We start from the raw sequence: 13640 nt of genomic DNA, 5'->3' as shown, positions 1-13640 counted from the left end.
AATAAGTATTATTAAAAGGACGACAAGGCTGTCGTTTCATCTGCCGCTATTCTTCCGTTTTGGCTGTTTTTGATGACAGCGGTGTCGTGCATGCCGCCCACATAATCATAAACCAGCGCCTGCCCGCCGCCCAGGTTTTCGCGGGTGACGGGGCCCAGGTTTTTCACAAAGGGAATCATGGTGTAGATGCCCGGATGGCGGCCCTTGACAGCCTTCTGGTATTTCAGGCGGCCGGCGTCTGCCAGCTCTTTCCGGTACCGGATAACCGAGCGGTAATCGCAGCCCAGGGCCTGCTCCAGATGCTCGACCCGCACGGTAAACTCCACGCGCCACAGCCACTCACCCGAGGTGGTGGGCAGGGCGCAGGCGTTGTTGCGGTACATCAGGTAAAACCACAGGGCCTGGGCGCCATGGCTGAGGGCGTGATCCCTCAGCCAGTCATAGAAATATTTGATCTCCTTAATCCAGTTCACGCGGGTACACCTTCAGAAAATACTGCTGCCCTTTTGGCGTGACGCGGGTGGTCTGGTTCAGCAGCACCACGCCGGGCCTGGGGGCGTACAGGCTCTCCTCCACCACGAACAGGCCCAGGGCCATGCCCCGCTGGGTGGGAATGTTGTCCTCCTTTTTGGAGCGGCACAGGTAGCCCTGCCGCCTCATCCACGCCATCATGCGGGTGCGCCCTGTCCGGACGCCGGCGTCCTGCAGCAGGCGCGCCATGCGCAGCATGGAGACGCCCCCGCCGGCGCGCATCAGCTGGCTGGCAAACAGCTCCAGATCCTTTCGCTCTGCCAGCTGGGCGGTCAGGGCCTGCACCTGGCGTTCCTTTTCAAACAGCAGCGCCGAGATCTCCGGCCGTCTGACCGTATAGCCGCCCGCCGCCCTCAACCCGGGCAGCAGCACGTCAAAGACCCACTTCTCAAAAGCCACGGCTGACGGCAGCTTGCTGCCGATGATCAGGCGGTACAGATCGCCCTCGGGCAGAAAAAACATGTCCAGCAGCCGCCTCGGGTTCTGCGGGTGGGGTACGGTCCGTTTCACACCGTACCGGCAATGGCGCTTGATGGCGCTGCGGGTATTGCGGTAACCAAGGGCTCTCGCCACATCGGCCCCGCAGAACAAAACCGTACCGTCTCCTTCCTCCAGCACACGCACGCGGCCAAACCGCTCATCGACAAATTCCTGTATCATTGCTTGCATTTTTCTTCCTCCGAATCCATTATTCGAAGCGCGCTTCACTCACTTAAGTGACTCTTATGATACCGGATTTCAAAAATCCCTGCTTTCCCGTCTCAGACAGGCCCGCAGCATTCTGTTGCGCCAAAGTCCTCTTTTTTGCGGATTTTCGGGGTCTGTCGGACGGCCTGGTTGCGCCAAAGGGCAGATTTTAAAAAAACGCCTGCGCCAGACCAGTTGTTTCACACCCCGCCGATCTCTAAAAAAAGCGCCTTCAGGCTGGGCATCTCCCATTCCGGATCATAGTAATCCAGAATCCGCTCAGCCTGGAGGAGCTTCTTTTTCATGGCCCGCCGTTCCATACAGTAGGACAGGGCCTGGTTTTCTCTCAGTAATATCTTTTTCTCCTTAAAGCGAATTCCCCTGTAGAGAAAAAAAGATTGACGTCGCCGTAATGGCCGTCACTGTCAATCAGGACCGAGGTCCGCATTTTGCAGGGCATCAGAATCATTTTGGCATGCAGCCACAGCGGCAGCATTTCCCTGCCGCCCAGCAGCGCTCTGTCGTCCGCCTTGCGGGCAGCCCGGTCGATGCGGTAAAATTCACAGGCCTTATTTTTAAAAGCCTCGGTGGTCTTGTGCAGCCAGCAGCTCCCGCCGTCCTTAAAGTACAGGCGACAGCCGTTTTCGCCCGCCGGGCCGTATTCAGGCGCCAAAGCCATGAGCCCCCGTTCCACTAAATAGGTGTGCATTGCCTCACGTGTTAAATGCATATCGTTTACTCCTTTTTCTTATAAAAAAAGAGCCTGCCAAAATCACAATGATTTTAGCAGACCCTTTTGTATCGCTGCCCTGCGGCAGCGCCGGAGCATCCGCTCCAGACGTTTCAAATATTAAGGCTGTTAATAGGTACCTTTTCTCCAGGTAATAAAAAATTTGCCGGGGACAAGGCCCCGGCTGTGTTAAATGTGTGCTAATAAAGAACTTGATTATCGTTATAATAAAATAGTTTTATATGGATATTAGTGTTTTCCAACCTTTATCCGTTTAAAATACAGAACCATGCAGCCGCTTACCGCTGCCAGCATCATCGCTGCCATGGGATAAAGAACTGCCGGATTATTTAAAATACCGGTATTCGGGTTGCCGCCTGTTACATGCGGCTGAGGACTTTCCGGTGTGGGCGCTCCTGGCGTCGGAACCTTGCTGTCATCACCCTTTACCTTGACCGTAACATCTATAAGCATGGTGGCGTAATTGGGATCGTCAGGTATAAAGCGCATTTTATAATTGCCGCTCTTTTCCACCTTAAGGTCAGAATCCACCCACTCAAAAGTACCTTTAAGAGCCTTGCCGTTGATGTCCAGCGCTTTGCCCTCCGTGTACTTAACCTCTTTCAGGGAAATCCCCTTGTCCACCGGGTCTTTGACCTGAGGCGCAGGATCAAAGGTCGGCAGAGCCTTGTTGACGGTGTAAACCGCCCCTTCAGCCAGGGTAAGGGTATAGTTGTCCCCTGCGCTTAAGGTACCCAAATTAATCGGATAAGTGCCGGCGTCTTCACCTGCCCCGCGGGCCAGAGTGCCCGTCATTTTATCATCGCCCACCAGAGCGGGTGACAGCGTGTAGGTGAGCTCGCCGTCTTTTTCGCCAAAGGTTTTTCCTAAAACCTTGCCTTCTTCCAGAGCCGCCGGTGTTACTGTAATGTTCAGCTGCGCAACCTCCACAGTCGCTTCTGCTTCGCACTGGCTGTATTTGCCCGGTTCGGCCGGAATAAAGACTACTGTCGCTTTCTGGCTGCCCGCGCTCAGGATCGCGTCCAGATTTTCAAACTGCCAGGTTCCTTTTACCTCCGCATTGTCCGCGCCTTTAACACTGCCGCCGGACAGAGTGCTTTCGTCCAGCTTTTGGCCGTAGGTGATACCAGTGGCTGTTGGCGCCTGGGCGGCTGTTGTGCCCATTGGGCTTACGGTCACGCTGCACTTGGCAGTTTTGCCATTGACAGTGGTAGCGGTAATGTCAGTTGTTCCCGCGCTGATTGCGGTGACCTTCCCGGTATTGTCCACCGCGGCGATCTTATCATTACCCGCAGACCAGGCGATGGTTTTGTCATCGGTGGTGTCGGCCGGGTTCACGGTGGCGGTTAAGGTGTCGCTGCCGCCTGCTGTCAGGGATAGTTTTTCCTTGTTTAAGGTCACTCCGGTGATGGGGGATACCACCAGGACGGAGCCGTTGTTAAACTCAAATGGCACAGTTCCGCCATCACTAGTACCGACGACTTCAGGGAAATTTGCGACATCTGCTCTAAAAGCCAGTTCAGCGATCCCAGAAGGCGCATCATCTTTAACTTTAAACTTAAAGGTCATAATCGGCTTGTTGATCGCTTCATTTTCACCGCTGTTTGAATTAACAAAACCTTTAATTGTTGATATTTTTGCACTTTTGGCTTTTACTGCGGCTACACCGCCCTCCCAAAGCGTGCTGTCCTGAGTCCCGCTGATAAATTCCAGCGTGTCAGCTTCATAGTCAATGTAATACTGAAGGTTGCTGCAAGGTTGTTTTGTTGAATCCATGACCGCATTGATGGTCACCTCACTGCCCCTTGTAACCGGCACTTTTTGATCCAGAGTAAAGATTACCTTGTTTTCCTCTGCTTTAACCTTCTGCGGCATAATGGCCGATGTTAAGCTGAAACAAGCCAGAATCATTACCGACAACATTAAAGCAGCTGTCCGTCTAAGCTTAAGTTTATTCTCCATTCTTCCTCCATACTTCTTTTTAAAAGACTTTATCTGTCTCAAGAATATAACGTTTCATTTTGTTCGCATCCTGAGAGTTGATCCGGCCATCAAAATTGACATCAATGGCGGTTGTTTCCAATTCCGACTTTTGATCTGTTTCCAAAATGATCCGTTTTAATTTCCCGCTATCCTGCGCATTGATCCGCCCATCAAAGGTCACATCCCCCAGGAGCACATAATTCGATACAATGGCGCATTGTCCATCGGCCAGATCCTCCTCAGTGACGGTATAACGGGTTTTGTACTCCCGTTTAACCGCTGTGGGTTTGGAAACCAGCTCCGCCCTGTTTTCGGAAACCGCGGTGGCATAAGGGACATACGCTCTCTCCGCAATATTCCCCGACGCTGCAATCTCAAGCGTCATTCCCGGATAGACCGTATCGCCTTCTTTCAGCTCCCGCTCGTCCGTGTCTGCTTTAATACCGCAGTCCTCAACCGATAAAGCGGCTCCGTCTTTATCCACGGTTTTATAAATCAGGTTCCCCTTTGGGGTATCCGCGCTCTCGATCTCAAGCCTGCTGTCTTCCTCCCGCAGGATAAGGTTCAGCTCGATGGTTTTGATATGGATATTCGTTACCAGCTGGATAGTCCCGTCTGGCAGGGTATCCATCTCAACGCCGTCGAGGTTCCCGGTGCGGTCGATTCGGAAATCCGCCGTGCCGATGACCTGGCCGTTTTCCATCGCGAAGAGCTCATGCGCTCCCTCGGGCACACTGTTAAAAACAAACTGCCCGTTATCATCGGTCCGTGTCTGCTGAACCTCTGAGTGCAGTTCAATGTCCGTGTTGGCCAGCGGCTCGCCGTTTCGGACGATCCGGCCTCTCACCACAAAGCGGTAGTTCTCATCCTGAGAGACGTCTGAAGGGATATAACTGACCTGAAGGGTCCCGTCATCGCTGATTTTGGGTAAGCTCAGACGGTTGTTTTTCACCTGATGCGTCACATCGTTTCCCTGATAAAACACGGATAGAATTTTATAATCGGTTTTGGGTTCCAGCGTGAAAACGGCGTCCTGATGGCGCGGGATTTCCAGCGCCGTCCCAGAATCTACATCGGCATTGTCTTTTTTCACGCCCCCGCCCCGATTGTAATAAACCGATACCTGGTGGCTGGACGGCACGGTGGCGGTGATGGGGGTGCTGCCGCCTTTTTCGGCAGCGGCTGAGGCGGGTGCGGCCAGCAGGCACAAAATGAGGCTTAACGACAATAGGGTTTTTAGTTTTTTCATTCTGTCCCTCCTGAGCCGGCATCCTGCATCTCTACCCAAAACGTCATGTTGGCCTGGTAGGCGCCCCCAGGCGCATCAGCCCAGTCCTGTTTGCCGATATGCACCCTGATGGGGTAAGCCCGGTTGTCGGTCACGTCCACGTCTGTAAAATCCATGGTGCAGGGCAGGGTCTGGCCGCTTTCTGTCTTCAGGTTTTCCAGTTCACCCCTGATTTTCAGCTGTTTCCCGGGTTCCAGCACCATCATGGAGACGCACACTGTCCCGGCGTCGGTATCCTCCTGATTATAGGGAATATCGACCCCGGCAGGTACCTCCAGCATGTACCCGGGCATCAGCTCGACTTCCATCTCAGCCGAGCCCTCAGGGTAAAAATTGTTGAGCTTACCCGCTGAGACACCGGGCCCAGTGAGAAGAAGCAGGCCCAGTACCAGGGTGATGATTAAGTTTTTTTTCATTGCAGGACCTGCTTTCTGTAAAATGAATGGCGGCGGCAGTTAACTCGCAGGGGTCGTTGACTTGGTATTCTCTGTGACCGTCGGTGAGATGGTGACTGTCAGCTGACTGTTGTATTTTCCCGGTTCCGTGTAGCCATTCCACTTTGTGTCGTCCAGTTTTACTTTTCCGACAGCGCTCTTAACGTCCTCGGTCATGGTGACGATGGTGTCTCCCTTCTCGAGTTCTTTATCTGCTGCGTCCATCACTTTGTAGGCATCTTTTACGATGACGGTCGGGTCCTTCACATTGGTCATGTTAAACTTGTTGCTGTCCGTTAATTTTACCGCCAGATTTTCGATAGTGTAGTATTTCTCCCCGTCCTGCACATCAGCTTCGGTTCCGTTGTGGATATAGGAGGAGTAGGACAGCTCCTTCACTAATTTGCTGGGGTCTGTGGTGGCAGAGATCTGTTCAAAGGTGATTTTCTGGGGGATATCCACCGACCATGTCGCTTCACCCGGGGTCACTTCCTTGAAGGAGAGCTCCAGCTCGGTCTGGTTCTTACCCTCGGTGCCGTCTGTGGTGACGTCATTCGCACCCGCAGTGGTGTCATTGCCGCTCCCGTTGATGGGATAGCTCTCACCTGCCGCAAAAGCAGTGGTGCCAAAGCATAGGGCCGTCATGGTGAGTGCCGCTAAGCCCACGGCGATTTTCTTCTTCATTGCCATTTTTATTTACCTCGTTTTCCTTTTATAATGTCACGGTGCTGGTGTTACAGCTTCTGTGGTCGGTGTGATGGAAACGGTCAGGTTCCCTTTGTAATTACCGTCCTTAAAATCTTTAAGTTTTGTCTTGTCCAGCTGTACCTTACCGGTTCCGTCGGCCACATCCTCGGTCATGGTGACAATGGTGCCGCCAGCAGCCACTGTTGTGAACAGGCCGTCTTTATCGGCAGCTGCGCCCGCGGCCACAACGCCGTAGGCTCCCGCTACCTTCGCAGGGTCTCCCGCCGCATCGGCGTTAAACATGGTGAAGGTGTTCGCAGCATCGCCCTCCGGCAGCTTGATCTCAAGCTTGGTGATCTTGGATGTCGCATCAGCCACATTGTTGTTGATCACAGAGCTGTAAGCCAAATCCTTGACCAGAGCGCTCTGGGGGCTGTTTACTGAAATATCACTGAAAGCAATGGTCTGCGGAATATCCACCGACCAGGTTGGTGCTCCGTCTTCCAGTTTATAGGATAATTTTACCTCTGTCTGGCTGTCCGGCGTAGCGGTGTCCCCGCTGCCGTTTACCGGATTGTCTGCGTCTGCCGCCAGGGCGGTGGAGCCAAAACATAACGCTGTCATTAAAACCGCTGCCATACTGGCAGCTACTCTTTTTTTCATAGCCATTTTCTTAATATCCTCTCTAATTTTTTAACTCTCAGGAAGCCGGCGTGCCAACCTTTTCAGGGGTGATGACCACAGACAGGTTTCCCTTATAGCTGCCGTTTGCAACGCCGCCGGCGGATAAAACGCTCTTATCCAGCTTGATTTTTCCCTCGCCATCGATTTTATCCGGGGTCATGGTCACAATCTTACCCTTTGCTTCCACAAAATTGCCGTCCGTGCTGCCTTCAGCCACCACACCAAAAACACTTTTCAGCTTGGTGGTCGGTTCGTCCGCTTTGTACATGTCAAACATCTGGTTATCACCCAGTTTGACGGTCAGGCTTTTAATTTTGTTTCCTTCTGGGATTGATTCCACCGCATTATTGATGGCGCAGCTGTATTTTAAAGGCTTTTCCAAGGCCGAATCCGGGCTGTTGACGCTGATGCTGTTAAAGGAAACCTCCAGCGGGATATCCACCGACCAGGTGGGGTCGGCCGCTGTGGTGTCCAGGGTCATCTTAACCTCGGTGTTTTCATCGGTCACGCTGTTTGTTGTCCCCGTCCCGTTGACCGGGGTGTTGTTCTCATCTGCCGCGAGAGCGGTACTGCCAAAACACATGCCTGCTACAATGATGGCGGCCATACTGGCGGCCAGTCTTTTTTTCATTGCCATTTTTCTTTACCTCTTTCTTTTAAAATATCCTGTGCTGAATGCCTATTCAACCGGACCGCTTGGATCTGGCGTTGGCTCTGGTGACGGTGTCGGATCGGGTTCAGGATCAGGCACGGTCACGCGGGTCGGTGTGATCTTCATGGTCAGCTTACCTGTGTAGGTACCGGCGTCCTTGCCGTTGAAGCTCGCTTTATCCAGCTCAACCAAACCAGTGGCACTGTCGGATGCCTGGGTCAGGGTGGCGATGGGGTTTTTGCCATCGGTCACGTCGGCCTTTGACGGATCCTTCACCTTATAGGCGTTTGCAATGGTTTTGGTTGCATCGGTGGTCAGGGCCAGGGTGGGTTTGAAGCTGTCGCCGACCTTTACCACAAGGTTGGCAATCTGGTTTTCCAGAGCCTCATCGCTCGTGTTCACATTCAGGATGGTTGCCTTGAGGGGCAGCTCCTGGATGAAATCCGTGGCGGAGGTGGCTGTCACATTGCTGAAGGACAGCTTTTTCGGAATTTCCACCGACCAGGTGGCGTCCCCCTCCTTGATGGTGGTGACTTCAATTTCTGTCGAATTCGAGTTGTCCGATGTGACCGGAGCCGAGTTGTCTGTTCCGTCACTGTAAATGGTGTTTGTTTCCGCGGCAAAGGCCGTTGTGCCAAAGCACATCGCCGTCACCGCGAGGGCTGCCGCGCCTGCGGCCAGCTTTTTCTTCATGCTCATTTCTTCTACCTCTTTCTGTGTGAATTTTGTAATCTATTGTCGGGAAACTGCCCGCAGCAGAGCCGTTTCCCCTACAACCATTCTTAGCAGACCAGGGGCCAGAGCTTACTCGCCGCCGACCACCGGATCGTCCCAGACAGCGTGCCAGGTCATATTGCCCGTATAGCTGCCCGCGTAAAGGGTCTGAGAACCTGAGAGCAGCACCGATCCCTGTTTCACCCGTTTTCCGTTTTCAGCTTCGTCCTGCCCGCTGAAGGTCCAGAAGGGCCCTTCGGTGTAGAGCTGAACGCCGCCGGGAGTCTGCACCCGGTACTGCGGGGTAAAACCATTGTGGCTGGCCGCGGTGTTGTTCATGATGAAGGTACCCCAGGCGCCCATGGCTCCCTTTGATGGCGAGAGACTGACCTCTACTGTCCGGCCCTCCTGAATATTACTTTCCACGGACAAATCGAAATCTGCCTTGACACCATGCCCGATGATCACTGGATTTTCAGGCGTTCCGGCCTGTATCTCAGCCGGGATTCCAAGCTGATAAGTCATATCCGCCAGCAGTGAAGCTGTCAGATTGTCATCCGCGTTGGCGCGCACTTTTCTCCGGTAGACACTGCCGTCGGGCAGTTCTGCCGAAACACTGGCGTAATAAGCGTCCTCCGACACAGCCGAAGCAGCCGTATAAGGCAGATACATACTCAGTAAACCGCCCGACGCCCCATCGACCTGGAAATCCGGTCCGGAGACCGCTGCCGACCAGCTGACTGCCGGAGACGCCGCGGTGCCCGTATCCCCATACCAGATGGTGGACCCGCTGACCCGCTGTCCTGCGTAAGCCTCTGGTGTTTCGCCCACCTTCAGCACCACACGGTGCAGGGGAATCTTCCCGCTGCCGTTTTGGGCGGTATCGTTAACCGGGTTGCGGACATTGGCGCCGCTGCCCTGTGCTGTCACCGAGCCGCCGTTGATGATGGTGGCCTTGTGGGCTAAGGTATTTGCCCCTGCCCCGCTGCCGATACCATCCGAGCCGCCGCTGCCCACAGCCGCCACATTGCCGCTGTTAATCCGGATTTCTCCAGCCAGCTGGGTGTTTCCCCCGCCGATGCCTGCGCCGCCGCCTGCACCTCTGGCTGTGACCATGGCGGTCCCGCCGATGGTGACCGAACCGTCCGGCACACCGCCGATGCCCGCGCCGGTGCCGCCGCCCTCAGCTGTCACTTTTCCGGACTCAATGCTGATGGTTTTGGTGCCGATGCCTGCGCCGGCACTGCCGGTGGCGTTTACGGTGGCGCCGTTCAGGCTCAGGCTGCCGCTTCCGGAGGCTCCGGCCGGGCCTGAAAGATTCAAGGTTCCCGATCCCGAAAAGGTGCTGATGCCTTCGCTCAAAAGACCGGTTGTTGTTCCGCTGAAGCTGGAAACACTGCCCTCCTTCAGGCTGAACTCTGCCGTAGCCCCGCCTTTGATCTGTAACGGGATGTCACTCCCGCTTAGGGTGAGCTGGTCAACATTGATGGCCGTTGCGCCCACATGGTTGCCGGATACCACAATAACCCGGTGTGCAGACGGTTTTGTCAGATCACTGGACTTCAGCGTAAGCGCCTTCCCACCTAAGGTATTATAACCTTCTGTTTCGACCACCACGCTTTCATCAATGAGGGAATCACTGAAGATAAATCCGTCCTTGTATATATACAAGTCCTTATTAACCGCTACTGCATCTGAAAAGTCATACTCCAGAGAAACGACAATCTCAAGCGTCAGATTTTTCTGGTAGGTGGTCTTATCCCCTGTGATCAGAGGCCCTGTCTCCTGCCCCGTTTCCGGGTCAACCAACTTAAAGCCTGACTCGGTCACTTCGATAACCAGGCTGTATTGCCCTGCGGTTAAGCCACTCGGATCCAGACAGGAAATCGCACCTGTGTCAGCGTCAACCTTAAATTTGCTGTTTCCCTGCGCCATTTTGTAGGTAACGCTTCCCGCAGGATTGTTACCAGTTACTTCTGCGGCATCCATAAATGGCACCTCCGGTGTTAATTTCGTGTTGACATAACGGTTGTCCTCACTTTTAGTTTTATACTCAAGCTCCGTAATGCCATAGAGCGCCAGTTTATCCTGTGCGCTGTTAATAAAACGCATGCTTGGGGTCGTGTCCGCGCTCCGGGTGAGCCCCAGCGGAAAAATGACCAGCTGGTAATTATCTCCCTGCATGCCGTCCAGCAGTGTGAACTGGGACGTGGCAGTATAGGTGCCGTCTCCGTTATCCGTCAGGGTGGCGTGGCGCACGGTGTCTGTGTTCGAAGCCGCTGCAATCTGCCCGTAATCCCCATTCTTGATCCAGTAGGCGTCTGCCAATAAGACCTGGTTCTCAGCATCGTACATATCACTGCTGAGACGGATGCCTGTCATCTCCAGCTTGGACTCCGTATTGCCGTAAGACGGTCCGCTCTGTTCTGTGCTGCCAAAGCTGGCAGCGTAGGTTTTCACCTTGACCTGCGGGCTCCTTATATCCCGGACACCGCCCTCCCCGATACTGGTGTCGTCATAGGTGATCTTCGTGACCCTCAGCTCATACTCGCCGGATAAGGACTCTGCGTAGTTTTCACCCAATGTGTATTCCAGCGTTTTTTTATAGGTTTCGGTTGAAAAATCCGCGGTTTTTAATGTGCCCGCAGCCCCGTCAACCGGCGTATTGTTCTTATACCACTGCCAGTCCATGCTGCCCTTAAAACTCGGTGAAATCTCAATGATGGCGGACAGGTTTTTGTTCCCGTTAAAATAGGCCAGCTCATCCGCCGTACTGTTCTGACTGAACTCCAGCAGCCCGGATTTATCCGACTGGATCAGCATCAGGTCATCCAGTGAGAGATACACCCACTCCGAATAGAAATTGAAGGGGCCGTACCCTTTGCTGGCCTGATCGGCCGCGGTCTGGGTGCTTTTCAGCCGGTACCAGCCCGGGTCAGTCGCTTTTGTAAATTTATCATTGGGCGCCGCCCTGGTGCTGGATGTACTGCCCGCCGCCCCTCCGGCAGTCCATGAATCGGAGGCTGTCAGGCCGCTTAATGTCTGGGCGCCCGTATCCCCCGCGGCTCCGGTGGCCGGCGCTGTCTCCTGGGGGTTGGCAGAATACTGCCAGATGTAGTCATACTGATCCAGTGCCACACCGCCGCTGTAAGCCTGCAAATCCGCTTTCAGCTCATAGGGAGTCTCGCCGTTGATGGCACTGGTCCGGGTCTGGTTCGTCATATCCACGTTGACCACTTTTAAATTCAGGGTTAAATCCGCCTCAAAACTCTCCACCGCACCTTGAAATTTGCCATTGATCAGCTTGTTCTGTTTTACCTGCATTTTCGCGCTGAACTGCGTATCGCCGCCCTTCAGCCCTGAGGTCTTGATTTGAAGATCCCCCGTCCACGGCATGTCTGGATTGACCATATAATTCAGCTTGGCCGCATCCGCGTTGCTGCTCTTGAAGGTTGAAATATGCGGGAGAATAATCTCAAAGTTTTCGCCCAGCGTATCGGCTGTCTTCAATGGCGCGAACTGGGCCGGGTCCCCTTGTTTGATATAGGCGTTGTCGTCACCTGTCTGGATGACCGTCTTAGCCGCTCCGTTCTCCTCAATCTGCGCCAGGGTGATGGCTGGCTCATACGTTGTCGCAATTTCCTTTTGGTAGGTGCCGACATCTTTGTAACAGTTTAGGGCAAAGGAATTTTTGAAAATCAACTCGCTGATGTTATTGTTCACCAGCCCAACAAAACCACCCTTGTTGTCCCCCGGATTCGGGGTCTCACAGGACACCCGGCCCAGGTTGTAACAGTTTTGAATCGTGTAGGGCTTGTCTGTTCCTGAGTTGGAAGCCAACAGGCCGCAGAAACCGCCGACGTTCATCCCACTCATCAGGCTGTTGCCGTCCGCATCATGTAAATTATCAACGATGATGTCCCCGGTGTTCGCAGTGTTGATCACATCGCTAGTAGATTTTCCCACCACACCACCGATGTAACCATTACTGTCCTTTGCGGTGATGTTGGTGATTTCAAACCTTCCTTTATGGATTGAGTTCTGAATCTCATTGACCTTTCCGCCAATTCCGCCCAAGTAATAGGATAAATTAATCCTTTTGACGTTATCCATGACATAATCAATGTCGGCTTCACAGCCGTACATATTAACGAGCGAATTACCCTCATTGCCGGCAATACAGCCACTGACACACATTCCGTCTCCTTTGCCATCGTCACCGCCTATTTGGATGTTTTGATAATAAATCCCGCCATTTTTAGCCGAACTGTTATAGATATTGACAACACTTAGATTTTCGTAGCCGCCGGACAGAAAACCAAAAATCATTCCCTGTGTAAATTGAGCTAGGCTATTTTTTCTAAGGTCAAAATCCCGCATGTAGATGGAAGAACCGTTTGTATGGCAGTCACGTATATCTCCTATGGTTTTTCCCTTATCGTATGGGTAATCGGCCGTTCCCCAGATAAAGCTGACATTAAAGAGGCTCATGTTTCTGCTCGAATAGGGACTGCCGCCTGCGGATATCTCGCTGTCGTTGACACTACAGCCCTCAATCTTCAGGTGCGTGCCACAGGCAATGAGCACCGCATTGTTATTCTGACTGCTGGTGTACATGCTGGCATCTATGAAATTTAGATTTTTAATCGTTGAAAAGGTCACCTCATCCCAGACCTCTGTCCCGTCCTCCAGCCACCACATGGAGTTATACTCATTGATAAAACCCAGCGAGCCTGTATGGTCTGTAAAACCTTCCCAAAGCGGCGTATTCAGCTGTGTCTCATATTTTCCCAGTTTGGTGTCATTCAGCCGCAGACCCGTAATGGCGTTCCCCTGGCCGTCAAACAGCGAAGCGGACATATACCGTATCGGCACCCAGTAGTGTGCCGACAGGTCGATGTCCCGGTCTATGTAAATGTTTTTATTTTTGAAGGTGTTGCCGTCATAGGACAGTTTTGAGAGGCCTGCCAGCTGTTCGGCCGTTGCGATATGATAATCGGTCGCACCCGCGTTATACCAGCTGGTATCATAGTAGGCTGTGTTATCCAGCCAGGTGTCATCATTGACAGCTGCCTTTACGGTGATATCATTGGTGGAGACCGCGGCCCTCGTCCCGCTTCCCCCTGCCGCTTCTGCTTTGATGGGCATCTGTATTGTTCCCAATGTCAGCACCACCGCCAGCAGGACGGGAACAATCTGTCTTAAAATTGGGGTTTTTCTATTCATGGC

Annotated in this window: 11 protein-coding genes; all 11 read right to left on the bottom strand. The window is 53.3% G+C overall.

The features are described 5' to 3' along the window. Positions 1 to 11: 11 nt before the first annotated feature. Entirely contained in the window at positions 12 to 473 is a 462-nt protein-coding gene (locus tag CPZ25_RS14810; RefSeq protein WP_096919131.1) for a hypothetical protein, read from the bottom strand. Then, positions 460 to 1200 carry a phage antirepressor KilAC domain-containing protein gene (locus CPZ25_RS14805; RefSeq protein ID WP_096919130.1) on the bottom strand — a complete coding sequence of 247 codons (741 nt, stop codon included), beginning with the start codon at positions 1198 to 1200 and terminating at the stop codon, positions 460 to 462. Before CPZ25_RS14805 ends, CPZ25_RS14810 begins: the two co-directional genes overlap by 14 nt. Positions 1201 to 1564: 364 nt before the next feature. Continuing rightward, positions 1565 to 1948 carry a hypothetical protein gene (locus CPZ25_RS14800; protein ID WP_074618159.1) on the bottom strand — a complete coding sequence of 128 codons (384 nt, stop codon included), beginning with the start codon at positions 1946 to 1948 and terminating at the stop codon, positions 1565 to 1567. Positions 1949 to 2197: 249 nt separating this feature from the next. After that, on the bottom strand, positions 2198 to 3931 hold the full coding sequence (locus CPZ25_RS14795; protein ID WP_120785060.1) for an MBG domain-containing protein: 1734 nt from the start codon (positions 3929 to 3931) through the stop codon (positions 2198 to 2200). Positions 3932 to 3950: 19 nt separating this feature from the next. Then, positions 3951 to 5201, bottom strand: coding sequence for a dockerin type I domain-containing protein (locus tag CPZ25_RS14790; protein WP_096919129.1), 1251 nt, complete (start codon positions 5199 to 5201; stop codon positions 3951 to 3953). Further along, positions 5198 to 5656: a hypothetical protein gene (locus tag CPZ25_RS14785; RefSeq protein ID WP_096919128.1), complete on the bottom strand. Its 459-nt coding sequence runs from the start codon at positions 5654 to 5656 to the stop codon at positions 5198 to 5200. The genes CPZ25_RS14790 and CPZ25_RS14785 overlap by 4 nt, the downstream gene beginning before the upstream one ends. Before the next feature lie 39 nt (positions 5657 to 5695). After that, a complete protein-coding gene (locus CPZ25_RS14780) occupies positions 5696 to 6364 on the bottom strand; it encodes a hypothetical protein (protein ID WP_096919127.1) in 669 nt (222 codons plus the stop codon). Positions 6365 to 6394: 30 nt separating this feature from the next. Beyond that, positions 6395 to 7030 carry a hypothetical protein gene (locus CPZ25_RS14775; RefSeq protein ID WP_133067064.1) on the bottom strand — a complete coding sequence of 212 codons (636 nt, stop codon included), beginning with the start codon at positions 7028 to 7030 and terminating at the stop codon, positions 6395 to 6397. 31 nt (positions 7031 to 7061) lie between these two features. Beyond that, positions 7062 to 7682, bottom strand: coding sequence for a hypothetical protein (locus CPZ25_RS14770; RefSeq protein ID WP_096919125.1), 621 nt, complete (start codon positions 7680 to 7682; stop codon positions 7062 to 7064). A 42-nt stretch (positions 7683 to 7724) separates the two neighbouring features. After that, positions 7725 to 8396 carry a hypothetical protein gene (locus CPZ25_RS14765; protein ID WP_096919124.1) on the bottom strand — a complete coding sequence of 224 codons (672 nt, stop codon included), beginning with the start codon at positions 8394 to 8396 and terminating at the stop codon, positions 7725 to 7727. A gap of 105 nt (positions 8397 to 8501) precedes the next feature. Beyond that, a complete protein-coding gene (locus CPZ25_RS14760; RefSeq protein WP_096919123.1) occupies positions 8502 to 13637 on the bottom strand; it encodes a hypothetical protein in 5136 nt (1711 codons plus the stop codon). Positions 13638 to 13640 lie beyond the last annotated feature (3 nt).

Source organism: Eubacterium maltosivorans, from assembly GCF_002441855.2.
Classification (GTDB): domain Bacteria; phylum Bacillota; class Clostridia; order Eubacteriales; family Eubacteriaceae; genus Eubacterium; species Eubacterium maltosivorans.
This window is presented reverse-complemented; position numbering and strand designations above follow the sequence as displayed.

Excerpts from the sequence above, each read along its gene's own strand:
- CPZ25_RS14805 (WP_096919130.1), bottom strand. The coding sequence starts at position 1,200 with ATGCAAGCAATGATACAGGAATTTGTCGATGAGCGGTTTGGCCGCGTG.
- CPZ25_RS14800 (WP_074618159.1), bottom strand. The coding sequence starts at position 1,948 with ATGCATTTAACACGTGAGGCAATGCACACCTATTTAGTGGAACGGGGG.
- CPZ25_RS14795 (WP_120785060.1), bottom strand. The coding sequence starts at position 3,931 with ATGGAGAATAAACTTAAGCTTAGACGGACAGCTGCTTTAATGTTGTCG.
- CPZ25_RS14790 (WP_096919129.1), bottom strand. The coding sequence starts at position 5,201 with ATGAAAAAACTAAAAACCCTATTGTCGTTAAGCCTCATTTTGTGCCTG.
- CPZ25_RS14785 (WP_096919128.1), bottom strand. The coding sequence starts at position 5,656 with ATGAAAAAAAACTTAATCATCACCCTGGTACTGGGCCTGCTTCTTCTC.
- CPZ25_RS14780 (WP_096919127.1), bottom strand. The coding sequence starts at position 6,364 with ATGGCAATGAAGAAGAAAATCGCCGTGGGCTTAGCGGCACTCACCATG.
- CPZ25_RS14775 (WP_133067064.1), bottom strand. The coding sequence starts at position 7,030 with ATGGCTATGAAAAAAAGAGTAGCTGCCAGTATGGCAGCGGTTTTAATG.
- CPZ25_RS14770 (WP_096919125.1), bottom strand. The coding sequence starts at position 7,682 with ATGGCAATGAAAAAAAGACTGGCCGCCAGTATGGCCGCCATCATTGTA.
- CPZ25_RS14765 (WP_096919124.1), bottom strand. The coding sequence starts at position 8,396 with ATGAGCATGAAGAAAAAGCTGGCCGCAGGCGCGGCAGCCCTCGCGGTG.
- CPZ25_RS14760 (WP_096919123.1), bottom strand. The coding sequence starts at position 13,637 with ATGAATAGAAAAACCCCAATTTTAAGACAGATTGTTCCCGTCCTGCTG.